Raw genomic sequence first — 19,134 nt, forward strand, 5'->3', positions numbered from 1 at the left:
GAATCAAGTCGTCCGTTGCCCGGCTCGTCCGATGTCCGGCGCTCGCATTGGACAAATGGGCTTGGTTTTCGCCCCCCGCTTCGCCAAAAGGGCGCGGAATGATCCGTCGGCGCTCCCCCATTCTGTACGGCCTTGCCTCCGCGCTGCTCATCGCAGGTGCGGCGGGCGGCGTGATGGCGCAGCGCAGCCGGCCCGACCCGTCTGCCAGCGAGCCGCCGAGCCTGGAAGTGTCGGGGGTCGATGTCGATGTCCGCGGCGCCACCGCCGAAGCGGCACGGGTCGGCGGCTGGCGCGTCGCCCAGCGCAAGGGTTGGGAGATGCTGTCGAAGCGCCTGACGGGCAAGGCGTCGACCCTGCCCGATTCGACGCTGGACGGCATGGTCACCGGCATCGTCGTCGAACATGAGCAGATCGGCCCGAAACGCTATATCGCGAAGCTGGGCGTGCTGTTCGACCGCAACAAGGCGGGCGCGCTGCTGGGCGTCGCGACCCAGGTGTCGCGATCGACCCCGATGCTGCTGATCCCGGTCCAATGGTCGGGCGGAACCGGCCGCGTGTTCGAGCGCGAGACCGCCTGGAACGCCGCCTGGACCCGCTTCCGCAGCTCCAACAGCACGGTCGACTATGTCCGTCCGCGGGCGACGGGTCCGGATTCGCTGCTGATCAACGCCGGTCAGATCACCCGGCGCGGTCGCGGCTGGTGGCGCGCGATCGTCGATCAATATGGCGCGGCCGACGTTCTGATCGCCGAGGTCCAGTTGCGCAGCGACTATCCCGGCGGGCCGATGACCGCGGTGTTCACCGCCAGCCACGGGCCCGACCGCGTGCTGGTCACCCAGTTCGCGCTGCGCGTCGACACGAGCGACGGGCTCGACTCGATGCTGGACCAGGGCATCCAGCGGATCGACCAGGCCTATCAGGCAGCGCTCGCCGGCGGCCAGCTGCGGCTAGACCCGATGCTTGCCGTCCGCCCGGTCGAGGCGAAGCCGGTCGAGGAAGAGACCGAGGACGAGCTCACCGAAACGCCGACCCCGACGCCCAGCGCGGCAGACACCGGCTCCAGCTATACCGTCCAGATCGAGACCCCGACCGCATCCTCGGTCAATGCGGCCGAATCGGGCGTGCGGGGCATTCCCGGCGTCCGCGCGGCCAGCACCACCAGCCTGGCGCTGGGCGGCATCTCGGTCATGAGCGTCCGGTACGACGGATCGATCGGCAGCCTGAGGTCCGCGCTGGAAAGCCGCGGCTGGCAGGTCCAGGAGGGCCCCGGCGTGCTGCGCATCCGACGTCCGGGCGGCGGCGGCGCGGCGCCCGCTGCAACGCCATCGGCTACCCCGAAGGGCGAATGACCCAGCTCGCGCTGCCGCTCGTCATACCGGAGGCGAGCGAAACCGAATTCATCGTGAGCGAGTCGAACGCGCGCGCGGTGCAGATGCTCGAGCGTTGGGCGACCTGGCCGGTGATGGCCGGACTGCTGGTCGGTCCGCGCAAATCGGGCAAGAGCCTGTTGGCGCGCATCTTTGCGGCGAAGACCGGCGGATCGCTGATCGACGATGCCGATCTGGCCAGCGAGACCGCGATCTTCCATGCCTGGAACCAGGCGCAGGCCGATCACAAGCCGCTGCTGATCGTCGCCGAGGAGCTCTGGCAGGTGAAGCTGCCCGACCTGAGGTCGCGCATGGCGGCGACCCCGCTGATGCAGCTGGGACCGCCCGACGACCCGCTGGTGCCCTTGCTGCTGGTCAAGTTCTTCGACCGGCGGATGCTGCTCTACAAGCCCGACCTGATCCAGTGGCTCGCCAAGCGGGTCGAGCGGAGCCATGTCGCCCTGATCCGCGTTGCCGATGCGTTGGAGAACGACGCCTATGAGCGGCGCAGCCCGCGCTTGTCGATCGCTCATGCGCGCGTAACATTGGTGCGGCACGGCTTGCTGTCCGACCATGGGAGCGAGACAGAATGACGACGACGACTGCCGCCATCGAGGACCCCAGCGAGGGGGTGGCGGCCGATCCCCTGGAGGGAAAACGCTATTTCAACCGCGAGCTGAGCTGGCTGGCGTTCAACCGCCGGGTGATGGAGGAGGCGTGCAACCGCGCCCACCCGCTGCTCGAGCGGCTGCGCTTCCTGTCGATCTCGGGCAGCAATTTCGACGAATTCTTCATGGTCCGCGTCGCCGGGTTGAAGGCGCAGGAGCTGCAGAAGGTCGAGGCCTGGTCGGCCGACGGCCTGACCCCGACCCAGCAGCTCGACGCAATCGTCGAGGAAGCGGCGGCGCTGGTCGACAATCAGCAGGCGGTGTGGAACGACATCCGCCGCGACCTGGCCGAGACAGGGATCGAGGTGCTCGACGCCGCCGCGATCACCGGCGAGACCGAGGCGTGGCTGGAACGCCATTTCCAGGAACAGGTCTTCCCGATCCTGACGCCCCAGGCGCTCGACCCGGCGCACCCGTTCCCGTTCATCCCCAACCAGGGGTCGAGCGTGATCTTCGACCTGATCCGCCAGTCGGACCATGAGCCGGTGCGCGAGCTGGTCCTGCTGCCGACTACGATGCCGCGCTTCGTCCGGTTGCCGGGCAAGAAGGTCGCGCGCTACGTGACGATCGAGACGCTGCTCAAGCGTTTCTCCCACCTGCTCTTCCCCGGATATGACGTGTTCGGGTCGGCCGCGTTCCGCGTGCTGCGCGACAGCGATATCGAGATCGAGGAGGAGGCCGAGGATCTGGTCCTGACCTTCCGCAGCGCGATCAAGCGCCGCCGCCGCGGCCGCGTGATCCGTCTGGAAATGGAAGAGGGGATCGACGGCGCGCTCGAGGATGTGCTGCTCGAGGAACTGGGCGGCAGCGAGGCGCTGCTGACCGAGACCGGCGGCTTTTTGGGCGTCGGCGACCTGGCGATGCTGGTCGACGAGGATCGGCCCGACCTGAAGTTCCAGCCCTATACGCCGCGCTTCCCCGAGCGGATCCGCGAATATGGCGGCGATTGCTTCGCCGCGATCCGGGCGAAGGACATCGTCGTCCATCACCCCTATGAAAGCTTCGACGTGGTGCTGGCCTTTCTCGGCCAGGCAGCGGCCGACCCGGACGTCGTCGCGATCAAGCAGACGCTGTACCGCGCGGGCAAGCAGTCGGCGGTGATCAATGCGCTGATCGCCGCGGCGGAGGCGGGCAAGTCGGTGACCGCGGTGGTCGAGCTGAAGGCGCGCTTCGACGAGGAGCAGAATTTGCTCTGGGCGACCGCGCTGGAGCGGGCAGGGGTCCAGGTCGTCTATGGCTTCATCGATTGGAAGACCCACGCCAAGATCTCGATGGTCGTGCGGCGCGAGGAGAAGGGCTTTCGCACCTATTGCCACTTTGGCACCGGCAATTATCACCCGATCACCGCGCGCATCTATACCGATCTCAGCTTCTTCACCGCCGATCCGCGGGTGGGGCGCGATGCGGCCAAGGTGTTCAACTATGTCACCGGCTATGTCGAACCGGTCGGGCTGGAGCTGCTCGACATCTCGCCGCACGGGCTGCGCGCGCGGCTGGTCGAGCTGATCGACGAGGAGATTGCCCAGGTCCGCGCCGGCCATCCCGGCACGATCTGGGCGAAGATGAACTCGCTGGTTGATCCGACGGTGATCGAGAAGCTGTACGAGGCGAGCAGCGCCGGGGTCGAGATCGACCTGGTCGTGCGCGGCGTTTGTTGCCTGCGGCCCGGCGTGCCGGGCATGTCGGACAATATCCGGGTCAAGTCGATCGTCGGCCGCTTCCTGGAGCATAGCCGCATCTGGGCGTTCGGGAACGGCAAGACCCTGCCGAATGACGGCGCGAAGCTGTTCATCTCGTCGGCCGACTGGATGCCGCGCAATTTCGATCGCCGTGTCGAGTACATGCTGCCGATCCGCAACCGGACGGTGCACGACCAGGTGCTCGACCAGGTGATGGTCGCCAACATCAACGACAATGAACAGAGCTGGGAATTGCTGGCCGATGGGCGCTACCGCCGGATTGAGGCGGGCGACACGCCGTTCAACCTGCACCGCTACTTCATGACCAATCCGTCGCTGTCCGGACGCGGCGCCGCGCTGGAAAAGACGCGCTCGGTACCCAAACTGACCGTCAAGCGTTCGCGCAAGAAGAAGAAATGAACACGGTCCCGTTCCGCAAGCCCCGTCAGGCGGCAGCCACGATCGCGAACCGCGTCGGCATCATCGATATCGGCTCGAACTCGATCCGGCTGGTCGTCTATCAGGGCGCGGCGCGGCTGCCGGTGATCCTGTTCAACGAAAAGGTGCTGGCCGGGCTCGGCCGATCGCTGAACGAGACCGGCGCGATCGATGCCGCCGCAATGGCGATGGCGCGCGGTGCGCTCGCGCGCTTCGCCGCATTGTCGCGCGAAATGCAGGTCGGGGAACTGCGCGTGGTCGCGACCGCCGCGGTGCGCGAGGCGAGCAATGGGCAGGAGATCATCGACACTGCCGAGCGCCTCGGCCTCGACGTCGAGCTGCTGAGCGGCGAAGAGGAAGCCATGGCGTCGGGCATGGGGGTGCTGTCCGGCATCCCCGATGCCGATGGCATCGTCGGCGACCTGGGCGGCGGCTCGCTGGAGCTGGTGCGCGTGGTCGCCGGTGCCGTGACCGATCGCGTCTCGTTCCCGCTCGGCGTGCTGCGGCTTGCGGCGATCCGCGCAAAGGGGCAGGGGGCGCTCGACCGGCGTGTTGGCAAGATGATCGAGCAAGCCGGATGGAAGGGGCGGGGCAAGGACCTGCCATTCTATTTGGTCGGCGGGTCGTGGCGCGCACTCGCGCAGCTCGATATGTCGATCACCGGCTATCCGCTGCCGATCGTCCATCAATATCCGATCTCGGCCGAGCAGGTCACCCGCCTCGGCCGCACGATCAGCCATGTGACCAAGGCGCGGCTCAAGCAGGTCCCGAACCTGTCGACCGGGCGGATCGCGACGCTGGGTGACGCCACCGCATTGCTGGCGAGCGTGCTCAAGCATCTCGGGTCGACGCGGACGATCGTGTCGGCCTATGGCCTGCGCGAGGGCCTGTTATTCTCCCGCCTGACCCCGGAGCAGCGGCGCGAGGATCCGCTGATCGTCGCCGCGCGCGAGGAGGGCAAGGTGCTCGGGCGGTTTCCCGAGCATGGCGACCTGCTGAACGACTGGATCGACCCGTTGTTCGAGCAGGAGCCGGCCGATCTCGCCCGGCTGCGCCACACCGCCTGTCTGCTGGCCGATGTGGGCTGGCGCGCCAATCCCGAATATCGCGCCGAACGCGGCGTCGAGGTGGCGCTGCACGGCAATTGGGTCGGCATCGACGGGACGGGGCGTGCCGTCCTTGCCCAGGCGCTGCACACCGCGCTGGGCGGGCGGACCGACACGCCGGATCCGATCGGCAACATGGCGCCGGAGGAGATGCTCGATCAGGCGCGGCTCTGGGGCCTGGCGATCCGGCTGGGCCAGCGCCTCAGCGGCGGCGTCGCGGCACCGCTGCGCCGGTCACGGCTCGCGCTGGACGACCAGTCGCTATGGCTGGTCCTGGAGCCCAACGACCGCCCGCTTTACGGCGAGGCGGTCGAAAAGCGTCACAAGGCGCTGGCAGCGGCGCTGGGCCGCACCCATGAAGTGGATGCCTGACCCGGCCCGGTCAGCTGCAACGCACCGCCGTGATCATCCCGTCGCTGTCGACGTCGACGTTCAGCCGGTCCTCGCGATAATCCATCGTCACTGCCATGCCGGGGGTGATCCAGCGGATCGCCTTGGCGCCGGACAGGCGGGCAACCTCGCGCTCGATCGCCGGGCTGCGCTTCTGGCCGACATATTGGGTGACCTTTTCGGCGCCGCACGGCGTCTTCGCGGCGGGCGGAACGGCGGGGCCGGGCACCGTCGTCGTCGCGGTCGGAGTGCATCCCATCAGGGCGACGGCGGCCAGCGGCAGGGCGATGCGAATCATAAAGGCTCCTCGGTTCGGGTCATCTTGAGCTTTCCGCCCTTGACCGTGAACCCAAGCTGACCCTCGACCAGCGCCAGCGCGTCGCGCCCGAACTGCTCGAACCGCCATCCGTCGAGGATCGGCAGCCCCTCGCGCTGTCCGGCCGCCAGCGACTCCAGGTCCTCGGAGCGGGCGAGCAGGCGCGCCGCCACGTTGATCTCCTTGGCGCGGATCTTCAGCAGCAGCTTCAGCAGGTCGGCGACCAGCGCCCCGTCCTTGCCCAGCGCAGGCTTGCGATCGTCGCGCAGCGGCATCTCGGCCGCGGTCATCGGCTTCGCCGCCTCCAGCGCCGCCATCAGCCGTCCGCCAATGTCATTGCCCGACCATGCGGGCGACAGGCCCCGCACCTTGCCCAGGTCCGACTGCTTGCGCGGCGGATTGCCCGCCAGGTCGGCCAGCGTCTCGTCCTTGATGATCCGGCCGCGCGGCAGGTCCTTGCCCTGCGCTTCCTGCTCGCGCCAGCGGGCCAGCGCCTTCAACCGGCCGAGCACCTCGGGCTTGCGGCTGGAGATGCGGACGCGGTGCCACGCCTGTTCGGGATCGTTGCGGTAATTCTCGGGATCGGCGAGCCGCTCCATCTCCTGGTCGAGCCAGACGCCGCGCCCCGTCTTGCGCAGCTTGTCGAGCATCCGCGGAAAGATTTTCGACAGGTGCGTCACGTCGGCGATCGCATAGTCGATCTGGCGCGTGTCCAGCGGACGGCGGCTCCAGTCGGTGAAGCGCGCACCCTTGTCGACCTGGATGCCCAGATAGGTGTCGACCAGGTTCGAATAGCCGATCTGCTCGCCCTGGCCGAGCGCCATCGCCGCGACCTGGGTGTCGAACAACGGGTGCGGCGTCTTGCCGGTCAGGTTGTAGACGATCTCGATATCCTGGCCGCCGGCATGGAAGACCTTCAGCACCTCTTCATTCTCGGTCAGCAGGTCGAGCAGGGGGCCAAGGTCGATGTTCGGGGCCAGCGGATCGATCGCCGCCGCCTCCTCGTCGTCGGCGATCTGGATGAGGCAAAGCTCGGGCCAGTAGGTATTCTCGCGCATGAACTCGGTATCGACCACCACATAGGGTTTGGTGGAGAGCCGGGCACAGAGATTGGCGAGGGTCGCGCTGTCTTCGATCAGACCATGAATATGCATCATGGCGCCATAGACATGTCTTCGGGTTGACAAAAGAGCCCTTGGCGCTGATGCGCCCGCCTTTCCGTACGCCATTCGAGACGAGAGCCATGCACGCCTATCGCACGCACACCTGCGCCGACCTTCGCGCCGAACATGTCGGCCAGGAAGTCCGCCTTTCCGGCTGGGTGAACCGCACGCGCGAGCATGCCAATGTGCTGTTCGTCGACTTGCGCGATCATTACGGCATCACCCAGATCGTGGTCGAGACGGGCTCCGAACTCTACCCGATCGTCGATGGCTGTGGCGCCGAGTCGGTGCTGACCTTCACCGGCAAGGTCGCGGCCCGCTCGCCCGAGACGCTGAACCCGAAGCTCGCGACCGGCGAGATCGAAATCTATCCCACCACCGTCACCGTCCAGTCGGCCGCGGCGCAGCTGCCGCTGCCGGTGTTCGGCGATGCCGAATATCCCGAGGAAATCCGCCTCAAGAACCGTTTCCTCGACCTGCGTCGCGAGCGGCTGCACAAGAATATCGTGCTGCGTTCGAACGTGATCGCGTCGCTGCGCCGGCGGATGATCGACCAGGGCTTCACCGAGTTCCAGACGCCGATCCTGACCGCGTCCAGCCCCGAGGGCGCGCGCGACTATCTGGTGCCCAGCCGCGTCCATCCCGGCAAATTCTACGCGCTGCCGCAGGCGCCGCAGATGTTCAAGCAGCTGCTGATGGTCGCCGGCTTCGACAAATATTTCCAGATCGCGCCGTGCTTCCGCGACGAGGATGCGCGCGCCGATCGCAGCCCGGGCGAATTCTATCAGCTCGATTTCGAGATGAGCTTCGTGACCCAGGACGACGTATTCGCCGCGATCGAGCCAGTGCTGCACGGCGTGTTCGAGGAATTCGCCGATTTCGATGGCAAGGGCCGCACCGTGTCGCCGCTGCCGTTCAAGCGGATTCCGTACCGCGAATCGATGCTGAAATATGGCAGCGACAAGCCCGACCTGCGCAACCCGCTGCTGGTCCATGACGTCGGCCATTTCTTCAAGGGATCGGGCTTCGGCCGCTTCGCCTCGATGGTGGAGGAAGGCAATGTCGTCCGCGCGGTCGCCGCGCCGAACACGCACGAGAAGAGCCGCAAGTTCTTCGACGAGATGAACAGCTGGGCCCAGTCCGAGGGCTTCCCGGGTCTGGGCTATGCGACGCAGAAGGACGGCGTATTCGGCGGTCCGATCGCCAATAATCACGGTCAGGATGGCATGAAGGCGATCGCCGAGGCGATGGGCCTGGGCCCGAACGACGGCATCTTCTTCTCCGCCGGTCCCGAGCTGAAGGCAGCCAAGCTGGCCGGCCTGGCGCGTACCCGCGTCGCCGATCAGCTCGACCTGATCGACAAGAGCCGTTTCGAATTCTGCTGGATCGTCGATTTCCCGATGTTCGAATATGACGAGGACGCGAAGAAGGTCGACTTCAGCCACAACCCCTTCTCGATGCCGCAGGGCGAGATGGAAGCGCTGGAGACGAAGGACCCGCTCGACATCCTCGCCTATCAGTATGACATCGTGTGCAACGGCGTGGAGCTGTCCTCGGGCGCGATCCGGAACCACCGTCCGGAGATCATGTACAAGGCGTTCGAGATCGCCGGCTACACCCAGGAGCAGGTCGACACCAACTTCGCGGGCATGATCAATGCGTTCAAGTTCGGCGCCCCGCCGCACGGCGGATCGGCCCCGGGCGTCGACCGCATCGTCATGCTGCTGGCGGACGAGCCGAACATCCGCGAGGTGATCGTCTTCCCGATGACGCAGAAGGCCGAGGACCTGATGATGCAGGCCCCCGCCGAGGTCTCGCCGAAGCAGCTGAAGGAACTCCACATCAAGCTGGCCAATGACGGCCCCAAGGCCGGTTAAGGCCTGAGCGCTGACCTGTCCGCTCCCCTCCCGCTTGCGGGAGGGGCTGGGGGAGGGCATGTCTGTGCCCATGACCATCGATCTCAGCGATTACGAAGCCGGCGACAAATATGACGGCGACTATGACGAGGCGCTGGCGAAGCTGCAGAAGCGGCTGAGCCATATCCAGACCGCGCATATCGTCCACAAGCGGCGCGCGATCATCCTGTTCGAGGGATGGGATGCCGCGGGCAAGGGCGGGATCATCAAGCGGCTGACCGCCGAATGGGACCCGCGCTATTTCGAGGTCTGGCCGATCAGCGCGCCGACGCCCGAGGAATTGTCGCACCATTTCCTGTGGCGCTTCTGGCAGCGGCTGCCCGCCCAGCACAATATCGCCGTATTCGATCGCAGCTGGTACGGCCGCGTGCTGGTCGAGCGGGTCGAAGGCTTTGCCAGCGAGAGCGACTGGAAGCGCGGCTATGACGAGATCACCGCATTCGAGGCGCAGCAGGCGGAAACCGGCGCGACGCTGGTCAAGGTCTTCGTCCATGTGACGCAGAAGGAACAGGACAAGCGGCTGCGCGCCCGGCTGGAGCATCCGTGGAAGCGGTGGAAGACCGGCCTGGACGATTATCGCAACCGGGCGAAGCGCGACGCCTATCTGGAGGCGATGCGCGAGATGTTCGAACGCACCTCGACCAGGGAAGCGCCCTGGATCGTCATCGACGGCAACAACAAGAAGGCGGGCCGCATCGCCGCGCTGACCGCGATCGCCGAGCGGCTGGAAAAGAGCGTGCCGATGGACCCGCCCGAGCTGGATCCCGAAGTCGAGAAGGTCGCGCGCAAGGCGCTCAAGCTCTAGGCGCGCTCATTCGGGCGAGCGCGTTCCATAGCGATTCGGGCCCGGCGTCCCGTCGGCGATCAGCAGCAGCAGCATGACCAGCAGGCTGGAGAGATAGACCAGGTTGTTGAGCAGCAGCAGGCCGAACAGGAACAGCGACGGCTCTTCGCCCTTCAGGCCGCCGTTTACCAACAGCGGCGTTCCTGCCAGGCCGATGGCCAGCGTCACCAGCGTGGGCAGGAGCCACCAGCCGCTTCGATTGCTGTCATGGAGCCGCCGGATCATCGCCGGTCCGGTCAGCAGCAGGAACAGAAGCAGGATCACACCAGCGACGATGGCGAAATTCTGGATGCCGGGCATCAGTTCCGGGTGGTATCCATCGATCTCGACCGAGTAGCTGTCCGGCCCCTGGACGACTGTCGCCTGATCCGGATTTGCCGCGGCGAAGCGCTGGATGTTCGCGAAGGTCTCGTTCACCACCCATGACACCGGCACCATCGTGGCGAGGATCTGCAGCAGGATCATCACGATCATATAGGGCCAGAACTGCGCCGGCGAGGATCGCCCGCCCAGCTGGAACAGTCTTGCCAGATTGTGCCGAAACGATCCGATCATGCCTGTTCCCCCCCGCCTGAATCCGGAGAGTGACAGGGCAGGGGGCGGGTGGCAACCGCCCCTTGCCTCTATCCGGCCACCGTCAGGCCGGCGCGAACGCGCCCGACTCATCCATCAGGTGCAGCACGCCCTCGGCAACGGTGAAATAGGCGCCGTGCAGCGTCAGCGTGCCGGCGGCCTCGCGCTCCGGGATGCAGGGGAAGGTGCGCAGATTGGCGAGCGAGACGCGGACGGTCTCCAGCTCCATCGCCCGGATCGCCTCGGGACCTTCGCCATATTGGGCGATGATCCGCTCGCGCGCTTCGTCGAGCATGTCGACCCAGTGAGCGATGAAGCCGCCGCGCCCCGCCGGTGCGCCCTTGAACTGCTGCGACAGTGCCGCATGCACGCCGCCGCAGCTGCCATGGCCCAGGATCACGATGTCCGACACTTCCAGTTGCGTCACCGCGAATTCCAGCGCGGCGCTGACGCCGTGGCGGCCGCCGCCCAGCTCGAACGGCGGGACCAGATTTGCGATGTTGCGCACGACGAAGATCTCGCCGGGCGAGGTGTCGAAGACGGTCGCGGGATCGACTCGGCTGTCCGAACAGGCGATCACCATCACGCGCGGGCTCTGCCCCTCGCGCAATTGCGCCCAGCGCTCGCGCTGCTCCTGCCATTCGCCGCCACGGAATCGGCGATAGCCGTCGATCAGTTCTTTGATGTCGCCCATGCGCTTTCCTGTAGCGTGTGTTGTATCCCCTTCAACCCATCGCTAGATGCGCAGGCATGAACGACCTGTCCCAGACCCCGCGTCCCGAACGTCAGCGCAAGCCCGACTGGATCCGTGTGAAGGCGCCGACCTCGGCCGGATTCGCCGCGACGCGCGAGCTGATGCGGTCGAAAAGCCTGACCACGGTGTGCGAGGAAGCGGCCTGTCCGAACATCGGCGAGTGCTGGAGCAAGAAGCACGCGACGGTCATGATCCTGGGTGACACCTGCACCCGCGCCTGTGCCTTCTGCAACGTCAAGACCGGCATGCCGCGCGCGGTCGATCCGATGGAGCCGCAGAATGTCGCCGATGCCGCGGCGCAGATGGGGCTGGAGCATATCGTCATCACCTCGGTCGACCGTGACGACCTGAAGGATGGTGGCGCGTCGCAGTTCGTGAAGGTGATCGAGGCGATCCGCCGCTCGAACCCGACCACGACAATCGAGATCCTGACCCCGGATTTCCGCAACAAGCACGAGGCCGCGGTCGAGGCGATCGTCGCCGCCCGTCCCGACGTGTACAACCACAATCTCGAGACAGTGCCCCGGCTCTATCCGACGATCCGCCCCGGCGCGCGCTATTATGCGTCGCTGCGCCTGCTCGAGTCGGTCAAGAAGCTGGACCCGACGATCTTCACCAAGTCGGGCATCATGCTCGGCCTGGGCGAGGAGCGGCTGGAAGTGCACCAGGTGATGGACGACATGCGCTCGGCCGACATCGATTTCCTGACCATGGGCCAGTATCTCCAGCCGACGCCCAAGCATGCCAAGGTCGCCGAGTTCGTCACGCCCCAGGCGTTCCAGGCGTTCGGCGCGATCGGTCGCGCCAAGGGCTTCATGCTGGTGGCGTCGACCCCGCTGACCCGCTCCAGCTATCATGCCGGCGACGATTTCGCGAAGATGAAGGCAGCCCGCGATGCCAAGCTGGGCAAGGTCGCGGCAGGGGCCTGATGCCCAAGCATCAAGAGACGCGGGCGCTTCCCTATACGCCCGAGCAGATGTTCGAGCTGGTGGCCGATGTTGCCCGCTATCCCGAATTCCTGCCCTGGGTGACCGCGGTGCGCGTCCGTTCGCAGAGCGAGACCGAGATGGTTGCGGACCTGATCGTCGGCTTCAAGGGGCTGCGCGAGAGCTTCACCTCGCGCGTGGGAAAGGACCGGCCCGGTCATATCCGCGTCGACTATGTCGACGGGCCGCTGAAATATCTCAACAATGACTGGACCTTCCGCTCCGACGGCAATGGCGGATCGCTGGTCGAGTTCTGCGTCGATTTCGCGTTCAAGAACCGCGTGTTCGAGATGCTGGCCGGTCAGGTATTCGACCGGGCGGTGCGCAAGATGGTCAACGCGTTCGAGGAGCGCGCCGCGCGGCTTTACGGCGCTTCGGTCGGGGCGACCGGCTCCGGCATCAGCAATTCGAGCGCGACCAGCGCCGCCTGAAGGCGGACGCCGCCGCGGCCATTATTGTCGAACTTGCGCGAGTTCGCGACGATCTTCTCCGGATCGGCGCCCTTCTCGGCGCGCGCGAACACAACCGTGCCGACCGGCTTCTTTTCGCTGCCGCCATCGGGGCCGGCAATGCCGGTGATCGCCACCGACACGTCGGCGCCGGTCTTGTTCAGCGCATTCTGGGCCATGGTCCAGGCGACCGCGATCGACACCGCGCCAAAGGTTTCCAGCACATCGCTGCTGACGCGCAGCAATTCGGTCTTCGCGCCATAGGAATAGGTGACGAAGCCGCCCTCGAACACGTCGGACGATCCGGGGATCTCGGTCAGTGCTGCAGAGACGAGGCCGCCGGTGCAGCTCTCGGCAACGGCCACGCGGCGGCCGGCTGCGCGATTGGCGTCGATCACCTTGCGCGCGGCGGCGACCAGTTCGGCGGGAAGCAGGGTATCCATGATGGTCTCAACGTGCCTTTCGCGGGCATATGGTGATCGGCAGCGGCTTTTGCTGCTCTTTCGAGCCCAATTCGGCAACCAGCGTCAGGACGCTGGCCAGATTGCGCGGGGGAAGCGGGTCGAGCGCGCGGAACAGACCGTCGATCGCATAGCAGCGCACGGTATCGACCCGTTCCAGATTGCCGAGCACCATCATCTGCGCCAGCGATGCGAAGCCGGCAGACGATCCCGGCACCGCGGCGGCGGCGGGCGGCAGGCCCAGCAGCTTGGCGATGCCGCTGCCCGCCGCACCCTCGGCACCGCGCGCGGCCTGTTCATAGCGGCCCAGCATCGCCCGCCCGCCCGCGCCGGGCAGGAAGGCGCTGGAGACGAAATAGCGCGAACAGGCCTGGGTCACGCCGCGGATCGCGCCGGGCGCGATCAGCAGCATGACGGCCTCGGCCTCCGGTGCATCGAGGCACGGAGTCGCGCGGCCGCCCAACGTCTGGGCATGGGCGACGGTCGCGGTCATCGCCGCCCAGCTCGCGGCGACGGCGATGAAACCCTTGCGAATCATGCTCTTGCTCCAGAGATCGACATGCCGCGAACGCCGATACCGGTCAGCGGGACGGCTTACAAATGGCGAAGGGCGCGTCCTTGTCTCTCCCCTTGTCGCTCGACAGGCCGAGATCGATGAGCATCGCGATCAGTTCGGACAGATTTTCCGCCGGCAACGGATCGATGAGTTGAAGCGCGCGATTGATCTTGCCGCATCCGGCGGCGTCAAGCTTCTTGCCCGCGCTTGCCAGCATGAGCTCGCCCATCGGAGCCAGCGCGGAGGCGCCGCCGGCGATCACCTCATCGTCGCCCGCTCCCGACATGCGCGCGATCGCGCGATCGGCCAACGGCTTCGATTTCTCGGCCGCCGCTTCGAACCGCGCCGCCAGCGCCTTGCCGCTGGTCAGCAGATAGGCGTCCTTCGGCAGCATCTTGGTGCACATGCGGGTGACGCCACGCACCATGCCGGGCAGCATCAGGACGACGAAAGCGCCGGCCTCCTGCTCGGTGACGCAGGGCTTCTCCGTCGCATTCTTGACTGACGTCTGTGCATGCGCGCCCGTGGCGGCAATCGCTGCCCAAGCCGCGACGGCGGCCAGCATATTCTTCCTGATCATGCCCCATGTCCCCCTGTGTCAGTCCGGATCGGCGACCCGGATCGTTGCAACCGCTTGTGCCGCCATGCCCTCGCTGCGGCCGGTAAATCCCAGATTCTCGGTCGTCGTCGCCTTCACGCTCACCCGGCGCGCCGGCAGCTTGAGGATCGACGCGATGCTCTCGCGAATCGCCTCGCGGTGCGGGCCGATCTTCGGCGCCTCGCAGATCAGCGTCAGGTCGATAAAGTCGATGATCCCGCCCGCCGCGGCGACCAGCTCGGCGGCATGCTCCAGGAACCGGGCCGAGGCCGCCCCGCGCCAGCGTGCGTCGCTTGGCGGGAAGTGCATGCCGATATCGCCCGCGCCGATCGTGCCGAGCAGCGCGTCGGTGATCGCGTGGAGCGCGACATCGGCGTCGCTATGGCCCGACAGGCCGCGGCTGTGCGGGATGCGGATGCCGCCGAGCCAGAGTTCCTCGCCCTCGGCAAAGCGGTGGACGTCATAGCCTTGGGCGCTGCGCACCCTCAGCGTCGCGGCATGGCGCGCCTCGGCCGCGGCGAAATCTTCGGGGTGGGTGATCTTCTCCAGCATCGCATCTCCGGGAACCAGCGCGACCTCGCGCCCGATATGGCGCAGCATCTGTGCGTCATCCGTCGCCTCGCGATCCGCCGGCCAGGCGCGGTGCGCCGCCAGAATCGCGTCCATCCGGAACGCCTGCGGCGTCTGGATGCGGACCAGACCGTCGCGCGGCACCGTGTCGCCCAGGCCGTCGCGGTCATCGCTGCGCGCAAGCGTATCTGCAACCGGCAGGGCAGGGACCGCGCCGGCATTCGTGTCCAGCGCGGCCAGCAGGTTGTCGATCACCACGGCGGGCAGGAACGGGCGCGCGGCGTCGTGGATCAGCACGCGGTCGGCCTCGATCGCCTCCAGCCCGCGCCGCACGGAGTCGCGCCGCATCGCGCCGCCGATGACATGAGCCACATCGCCCAGCGCCGCGGTCAGCGCGTCCTGCTGCCCGTCGCCGATCACGACCAGCACCGCGTCGATCCCCGGATGCGCCGCGAGCGCGGCATGGCTGTGCGCCAGCAGCGGCCGTCCGAGAAGTGGGGCGAACTGCTTGGGCACGCTGCCGCCCGCGCGTGTGCCCTGGCCAGCGGCAACGATGATCGCGACGGTCTTCGGCTTCCCCATGGCGGCGCCGTAGCGCAAGGCGGTTGCGCCCGCCAGAGCGTCGATCGCCGCGGCCGGTCCGCAATGATCCCGAACTTGCCAATCCACGCAGGGGCGCGTAGATGCCTCTGCCTAATTTTCAGGCAGATCATGACGACGCTCGCTCCCATCCAGATCGGTCCCGTGCGGATCGACGTGCCGGTGATCCTCGCCCCGATGACGGGCGTGACCGACCTGCCGTTCCGGCGGGTCGTGCGGCGCTATGGCTCCGGCCTGAACGTGACTGAGATGATCGCGAGCCAGGCCGCGATCCGCGAGACGCGCCAGTCGATCCAGAAGGCGGCATGGGACCCGATCGAGGAACCCGTCTCGATGCAGCTGGTCGGCTGCACGCCGAAGGAGATGGGCGAGGCGGCGAAGCTGAGCGAGGATCGCGGTGCGGCGATCGTCGACATCAACATGGGCTGCCCGGTGCGCAAGGTCACCAATGGCGATGCCGGATCGGCGCTGATGCGCGACCTGCCGCTGGCGGCCAAGCTGGTCGAGGCGGTGGTCAAGGCGGTCAAGGTGCCGGTCACGCTGAAAATGCGGATGGGCTGGGACCATTCCAGCCTGAATGCGCCCGAGCTTGCCCATATCGCCGAGGATCTGGGCTGTCGGATGGTGACCGTTCATGGCCGCACCCGCAACCAGATGTACCGCGACACCGCCGACTGGGCGTTCATCCGCAAGGTCAAGGACGCGGTGTCGATCCCGGTGATCGCCAATGGCGACATCTGCTCGGTCGAGGACGCTCGCACCGCGCTGGAACAGTCGGGCGCGGACGGCGTCATGATCGGCCGCGGCGCCTATGGCCGGCCCTGGATCCTGCGCCAGGTGATGGATGCGCTGTCGGGCGAGGGCGAGCGTGCCGACCCGTCGCTAGACGAACAATATGACATCATTCGATCGCATTACATCGACTCGCTGAGTCTTTATGGCAACGAAGTCGGCGTCAACATGATGCGCAAGCATATCGGCTGGTACACCAAGGGCCTGCATGGCTCGGCCGAGTTCCGCAATGCCGTGAACAAGGTTGCCGATCCCGTCACCGTCCTGGGCATGCTCGACGAATTCTACGCGCCATGGCGTTCGCGCGCGGCCGCCTGATCCGCAAGAAACCGGCGCCGGTGCCGGGCCCCGGCTTTGGCGACCTGTTCGCCGCGCTGCCGGTGGCCGTGCTGGTCATCGATCCCGATGGCCGCATCGCCCATGCCAATGCCGCGTGCGAATTGCTGCTCAATCACAGCGAGACGGCGATGGCCGGCCAGCCCTATGACACGGTGCTGCTGCCGCCCGACGATTATGCCGATCGCCGCGACGGCCACGGCTTCGCCGCCTATGATGTCGAGGTCGAGACGATCCGGGGACAGCGCATCCGCGTCGATTTCGTCGAGACGCCGGTGGCCGATCATCCCGGCTGGCGGATCGTCACGCTGCACCACGCCCCGCGCCGGACCGGCCACGGCGCCGATCGCGCCGCCGGTGCCCGCGCCGCGGTGGGCGCGGCGGCGATGCTGGCGCACGAGATCAAGAATCCGCTGTCGGGCATTCGCGGTGCCGCCCAGCTGCTCGGCATGGGCGGGGGCGACAATCCCGAGCTGACCGGACTGATCACGACCGAGGTCGACCGCATCGTCGCGCTGATCGACCGGATGCAGGATTTCACCGACACCCGCCCGCTCAAGCTGGCGCCGACCAATGTCTATCCGCTGCTCGACCATGCCCGGCGCGTGGCGCTGACCGGTTTCGCCCGCGGCATGGTGGTCGAGGAACGGTTCGATCCCTCGCTGCCCGGCGTGCTGATCGATCCCGACGCCTTTCTCCAGGTGCTGCTCAACCTGCTGAAGAACGCGGCCGAGGCGCTGAGTGGACTCGCCCAGCCGCGCATCATCCTGGGCACCGCCTATCGCCACGGCATGTCGGCCAGCACGGGGCAGGGACGGCCGCGCCAGCCGCTACCGATCGAGATATCGGTCACCGACAACGGCCCCGGCGCGCCGCCCGACATTGCCGAGCATCTGTTCGAGCCGTTCGTCTCGGGCAAGCCCGAGGGCAAGGGACTCGGCCTGCCGCTGGTCGAGAAGCTGGTCAGCGACATGGGCGGCATCATCCAGTACGCTCGCGAACGCACCGGGCACAGCGAATCCACCGTCTTCCGCATCCTGCTTCCGAGGGCCCCCAAGTGACCACGCCCGGCTCCATCCTGGTCGTCGACGACGACAGCGCCATTCGCACCGTCGTCGCCGCCGCGCTGAAGCGCGAGGGGCACCGCGTCACCACCGCCGCCAGCGTCGCCGAGTTCCGCCGCGAGTTCCGCCTGGCCCGGCCGGACGTGCTGGTGACCGACGTCGTGCTGCCCGACGGCAACGGGCTCGACCTCGTCTCGACGCTGCTGGGCGAGCATCCCGACCTGCCGGTCATCGTCTTCTCGGCGCAGAACACGCTGGCGACCGCGGTGCGCGCGACCGAGGTCGGCGCCTTCGACTATCTGCCCAAGCCGTTCGACCTCGATGCGCTGGCCCAGGCCGTGCGCGGCGCGATCGCCCGCGGCCGCCGCGGCCCAGCCGATGCCAGCGAGGCCGAACTGATCGGCGGCCCCTCGCTGATCGGGCGGTCGCCCGCGATGCAGGAAGTCTATCGCGTCATCGCCCGGGTCGTGTCGAACGACCTGACCGTGCTGGTGATGGGCGAATCGGGCACCGGCAAGGAACTGGTCGCGCAGGCGATCCACGATCTGGGACCGCGCAAGCGCGCCCCCTTCGTCGCGCTGAACATGGCGGCGATCCCGCGCGAGCTGATCGAGGCCGAGCTGTTCGGCCATGAGCGCGGTGCCTTTACCGGTGCCGCCGCTCGGGTCGCGGGCAAGTTCGAGCAGGCGGCGGGCGGCACCTTGTTCCTCGACGAGATTGGCGACATGCCGATGGACGCGCAGACGCGCCTGCTGCGCGTGCTCCAGTCGGGCGAGTTCACCACCGTCGGCGGTGCGCGGCCGATCCGCGCCGACGTCCGCATCGTTGCGGCGACCAACAAGGAATTGCCGAGCCTGGTCGCCGCGGGCCAGTTCCGCGAGGACCTGTTCTACCGGCTGAACGTCGTGCCCATCGCACTGCCGGCGCTGCGCGAGCGTCGCCAGGACATCGCACTGCTGGCGCGCCATTTCCTCGACCGCGCCGCCGAGAACGGCCTGCCGCGCAAGCAGCTCGATGCCGACGCGGTCGCGGTGCTCGAACGCTATGACTGGCCGGGCAATGTCCGCCAGCTCGAGAATCTGATGCGCCGGCTCGCCGCCCTCAGTCGCGACGAATGGGTCGATGCCGCCGGCATCCGCCGCGCGCTGGGCGAAGCGAGCGTCCATAGCGGCGAGCAGCTCGACGCGCGCGATCCGGGCATCGAGGCCGCGGTCCGCGCCCGGCTCGACCGGATCGCGATCGAGGATCCGGACGCGCTGGACGATGGCTCGCTGTACGATCGGATCATCGGCGAGGTGGAGCGCCCGCTGATCGAGGCGATGCTGGCGCGGCACGGCCACAACCAGCTCCGCGCCGCCCGGGCGCTCGGCATCAATCGCAACACGCTGCGCAAGCGGCTCGACACGCTGGGCATCGCCGTCGCCAATGGCGTTGGCGGCCGACCGGATGGTGCCGAATAGCGACAGGTTGACGCCGATTATGTGTTTTTTCGGCCACAATCCTGTTGT

19 protein-coding genes are annotated in these 19,134 nt (G+C 67.3%); 11 read left to right on the forward strand and 8 right to left on the reverse strand.

Annotated elements, in window-relative coordinates:
- Positions 1 to 98: 98 nt before the first annotated feature.
- The 4 genes from ACZ1H8_RS20105 to ACZ1H8_RS20120 are packed head-to-tail and all read left to right on the forward strand — an operon-like array spanning position 99 to position 5,630.
- Entirely contained in the window at positions 99 to 1,349 is a 1,251-nt protein-coding gene (locus tag ACZ1H8_RS20105) for a heavy-metal-associated domain-containing protein (protein ID WP_465178994.1), read from the forward strand.
- A complete protein-coding gene (locus ACZ1H8_RS20110; protein WP_465178995.1) occupies positions 1,346 to 1,960 on the forward strand; it encodes a P-loop NTPase family protein in 615 nt (204 codons plus the stop codon). The genes ACZ1H8_RS20105 and ACZ1H8_RS20110 overlap by 4 nt, the downstream gene beginning before the upstream one ends.
- On the forward strand, positions 1,957 to 4,134 hold the full coding sequence (locus tag ACZ1H8_RS20115; protein ID WP_465178996.1) for an RNA degradosome polyphosphate kinase: 2,178 nt from the start codon (positions 1,957 to 1,959) through the stop codon (positions 4,132 to 4,134). Before ACZ1H8_RS20110 ends, ACZ1H8_RS20115 begins: the two co-directional genes overlap by 4 nt.
- Complete coding sequence (locus ACZ1H8_RS20120; RefSeq protein WP_465178997.1) at positions 4,131 to 5,630, forward strand: Ppx/GppA phosphatase family protein; 1,500 nt, start codon at positions 4,131 to 4,133, stop codon at positions 5,628 to 5,630. Before ACZ1H8_RS20115 ends, ACZ1H8_RS20120 begins: the two co-directional genes overlap by 4 nt.
- A 10-nt stretch (positions 5,631 to 5,640) precedes the next feature.
- Here ACZ1H8_RS20120 and ACZ1H8_RS20125 read toward each other — a convergent pair whose 3' ends face one another.
- The gene (locus ACZ1H8_RS20125) at positions 5,641 to 5,946 is read right to left on the reverse strand and encodes an I78 family peptidase inhibitor (protein WP_465178998.1); all 306 of its coding nucleotides are present in this window, start codon (positions 5,944 to 5,946) and stop codon (positions 5,641 to 5,643) included.
- The gene (rnd, locus tag ACZ1H8_RS20130; RefSeq protein WP_465181435.1) at positions 5,943 to 7,118 is read right to left on the reverse strand and encodes a ribonuclease D; all 1,176 of its coding nucleotides are present in this window, start codon (positions 7,116 to 7,118) and stop codon (positions 5,943 to 5,945) included. The genes ACZ1H8_RS20125 and rnd overlap by 4 nt, the downstream gene beginning before the upstream one ends.
- Before the next feature lie 89 nt (positions 7,119 to 7,207).
- Between rnd and aspS the strand changes: the two genes are divergently transcribed.
- Both aspS and ACZ1H8_RS20140 read left to right on the forward strand, forming a co-directional pair.
- Positions 7,208 to 9,004, forward strand: coding sequence for an aspartate--tRNA ligase (aspS, locus tag ACZ1H8_RS20135; RefSeq protein ID WP_465178999.1), 1,797 nt, complete (start codon positions 7,208 to 7,210; stop codon positions 9,002 to 9,004).
- A 70-nt stretch (positions 9,005 to 9,074) separates the two neighbouring features.
- Positions 9,075 to 9,848 (forward strand): polyphosphate kinase 2 family protein, encoded by a 774-nt coding sequence (locus tag ACZ1H8_RS20140; protein WP_465179000.1) that lies wholly within the window; start codon positions 9,075 to 9,077, stop codon positions 9,846 to 9,848.
- 6 nt (positions 9,849 to 9,854) lie between these two features.
- Here the strand turns inward: ACZ1H8_RS20140 and ACZ1H8_RS20145 are convergent, their stop codons facing one another.
- Positions 9,855 to 10,442 carry a DUF805 domain-containing protein gene (locus tag ACZ1H8_RS20145; protein WP_465179001.1) on the reverse strand — a complete coding sequence of 196 codons (588 nt, stop codon included), beginning with the start codon at positions 10,440 to 10,442 and terminating at the stop codon, positions 9,855 to 9,857.
- 82 nt (positions 10,443 to 10,524) lie between these two features.
- A complete protein-coding gene (locus ACZ1H8_RS20150) occupies positions 10,525 to 11,154 on the reverse strand; it encodes a carbonic anhydrase (RefSeq protein WP_465179002.1) in 630 nt (209 codons plus the stop codon).
- A gap of 56 nt (positions 11,155 to 11,210) precedes the next feature.
- Between ACZ1H8_RS20150 and lipA the strand changes: the two genes are divergently transcribed.
- The gene (lipA, locus tag ACZ1H8_RS20155; RefSeq protein WP_110154208.1) at positions 11,211 to 12,143 is read left to right on the forward strand and encodes a lipoyl synthase; all 933 of its coding nucleotides are present in this window, start codon (positions 11,211 to 11,213) and stop codon (positions 12,141 to 12,143) included.
- Positions 12,143 to 12,631: a type II toxin-antitoxin system RatA family toxin gene (locus tag ACZ1H8_RS20160; protein ID WP_465179003.1), complete on the forward strand. Its 489-nt coding sequence runs from the start codon at positions 12,143 to 12,145 to the stop codon at positions 12,629 to 12,631. The genes lipA and ACZ1H8_RS20160 overlap by 1 nt, the downstream gene beginning before the upstream one ends.
- Here ACZ1H8_RS20160 and ACZ1H8_RS20165 read toward each other — a convergent pair.
- Genes ACZ1H8_RS20165 through ACZ1H8_RS20180 form a run of 4 tightly spaced genes read right to left on the reverse strand, consistent with a single transcriptional unit; the run spans position 12,565 to position 15,416 of the window.
- Positions 12,565 to 13,092 (reverse strand): CinA family protein, encoded by a 528-nt coding sequence (locus tag ACZ1H8_RS20165; RefSeq protein WP_465179005.1) that lies wholly within the window; start codon positions 13,090 to 13,092, stop codon positions 12,565 to 12,567. The two genes, ACZ1H8_RS20160 and ACZ1H8_RS20165, sit on opposite strands and share 67 nt — an antisense overlap.
- 7 nt (positions 13,093 to 13,099) lie before the next feature.
- Entirely contained in the window at positions 13,100 to 13,648 is a 549-nt protein-coding gene (locus tag ACZ1H8_RS20170) for a hypothetical protein (protein ID WP_465179006.1), read from the reverse strand.
- A gap of 43 nt (positions 13,649 to 13,691) precedes the next feature.
- Positions 13,692 to 14,246: a hypothetical protein gene (locus ACZ1H8_RS20175; RefSeq protein ID WP_465179007.1), complete on the reverse strand. Its 555-nt coding sequence runs from the start codon at positions 14,244 to 14,246 to the stop codon at positions 13,692 to 13,694.
- Positions 14,247 to 14,264: 18 nt separating this feature from the next.
- A complete protein-coding gene (locus tag ACZ1H8_RS20180; RefSeq protein WP_465179008.1) occupies positions 14,265 to 15,416 on the reverse strand; it encodes a bifunctional 2-C-methyl-D-erythritol 4-phosphate cytidylyltransferase/2-C-methyl-D-erythritol 2,4-cyclodiphosphate synthase in 1,152 nt (383 codons plus the stop codon).
- Positions 15,417 to 15,545: 129 nt separating this feature from the next.
- Here ACZ1H8_RS20180 and dusB point away from each other — a divergent pair, with 129 nt between their 5' ends.
- From dusB to ntrC, 3 genes are read left to right on the forward strand one after another with little or no spacing between them, the layout of a single operon-like run.
- Positions 15,546 to 16,544 (forward strand): tRNA dihydrouridine synthase DusB, encoded by a 999-nt coding sequence (gene dusB / locus ACZ1H8_RS20185; RefSeq protein WP_465179009.1) that lies wholly within the window; start codon positions 15,546 to 15,548, stop codon positions 16,542 to 16,544.
- Positions 16,520 to 17,623 carry a two-component system sensor histidine kinase NtrB gene (locus ACZ1H8_RS20190; protein WP_110154202.1) on the forward strand — a complete coding sequence of 368 codons (1,104 nt, stop codon included), beginning with the start codon at positions 16,520 to 16,522 and terminating at the stop codon, positions 17,621 to 17,623. Before dusB ends, ACZ1H8_RS20190 begins: the two co-directional genes overlap by 25 nt.
- A complete protein-coding gene (gene ntrC, locus ACZ1H8_RS20195) occupies positions 17,620 to 19,086 on the forward strand; it encodes a nitrogen regulation protein NR(I) (RefSeq protein WP_465179010.1) in 1,467 nt (488 codons plus the stop codon). Before ACZ1H8_RS20190 ends, ntrC begins: the two co-directional genes overlap by 4 nt.
- The last annotated feature ends 48 nt before the right edge of the window (positions 19,087 to 19,134 follow it).

This window comes from Sphingomonas sp. BL-S-25 (genome assembly GCF_055521555.1).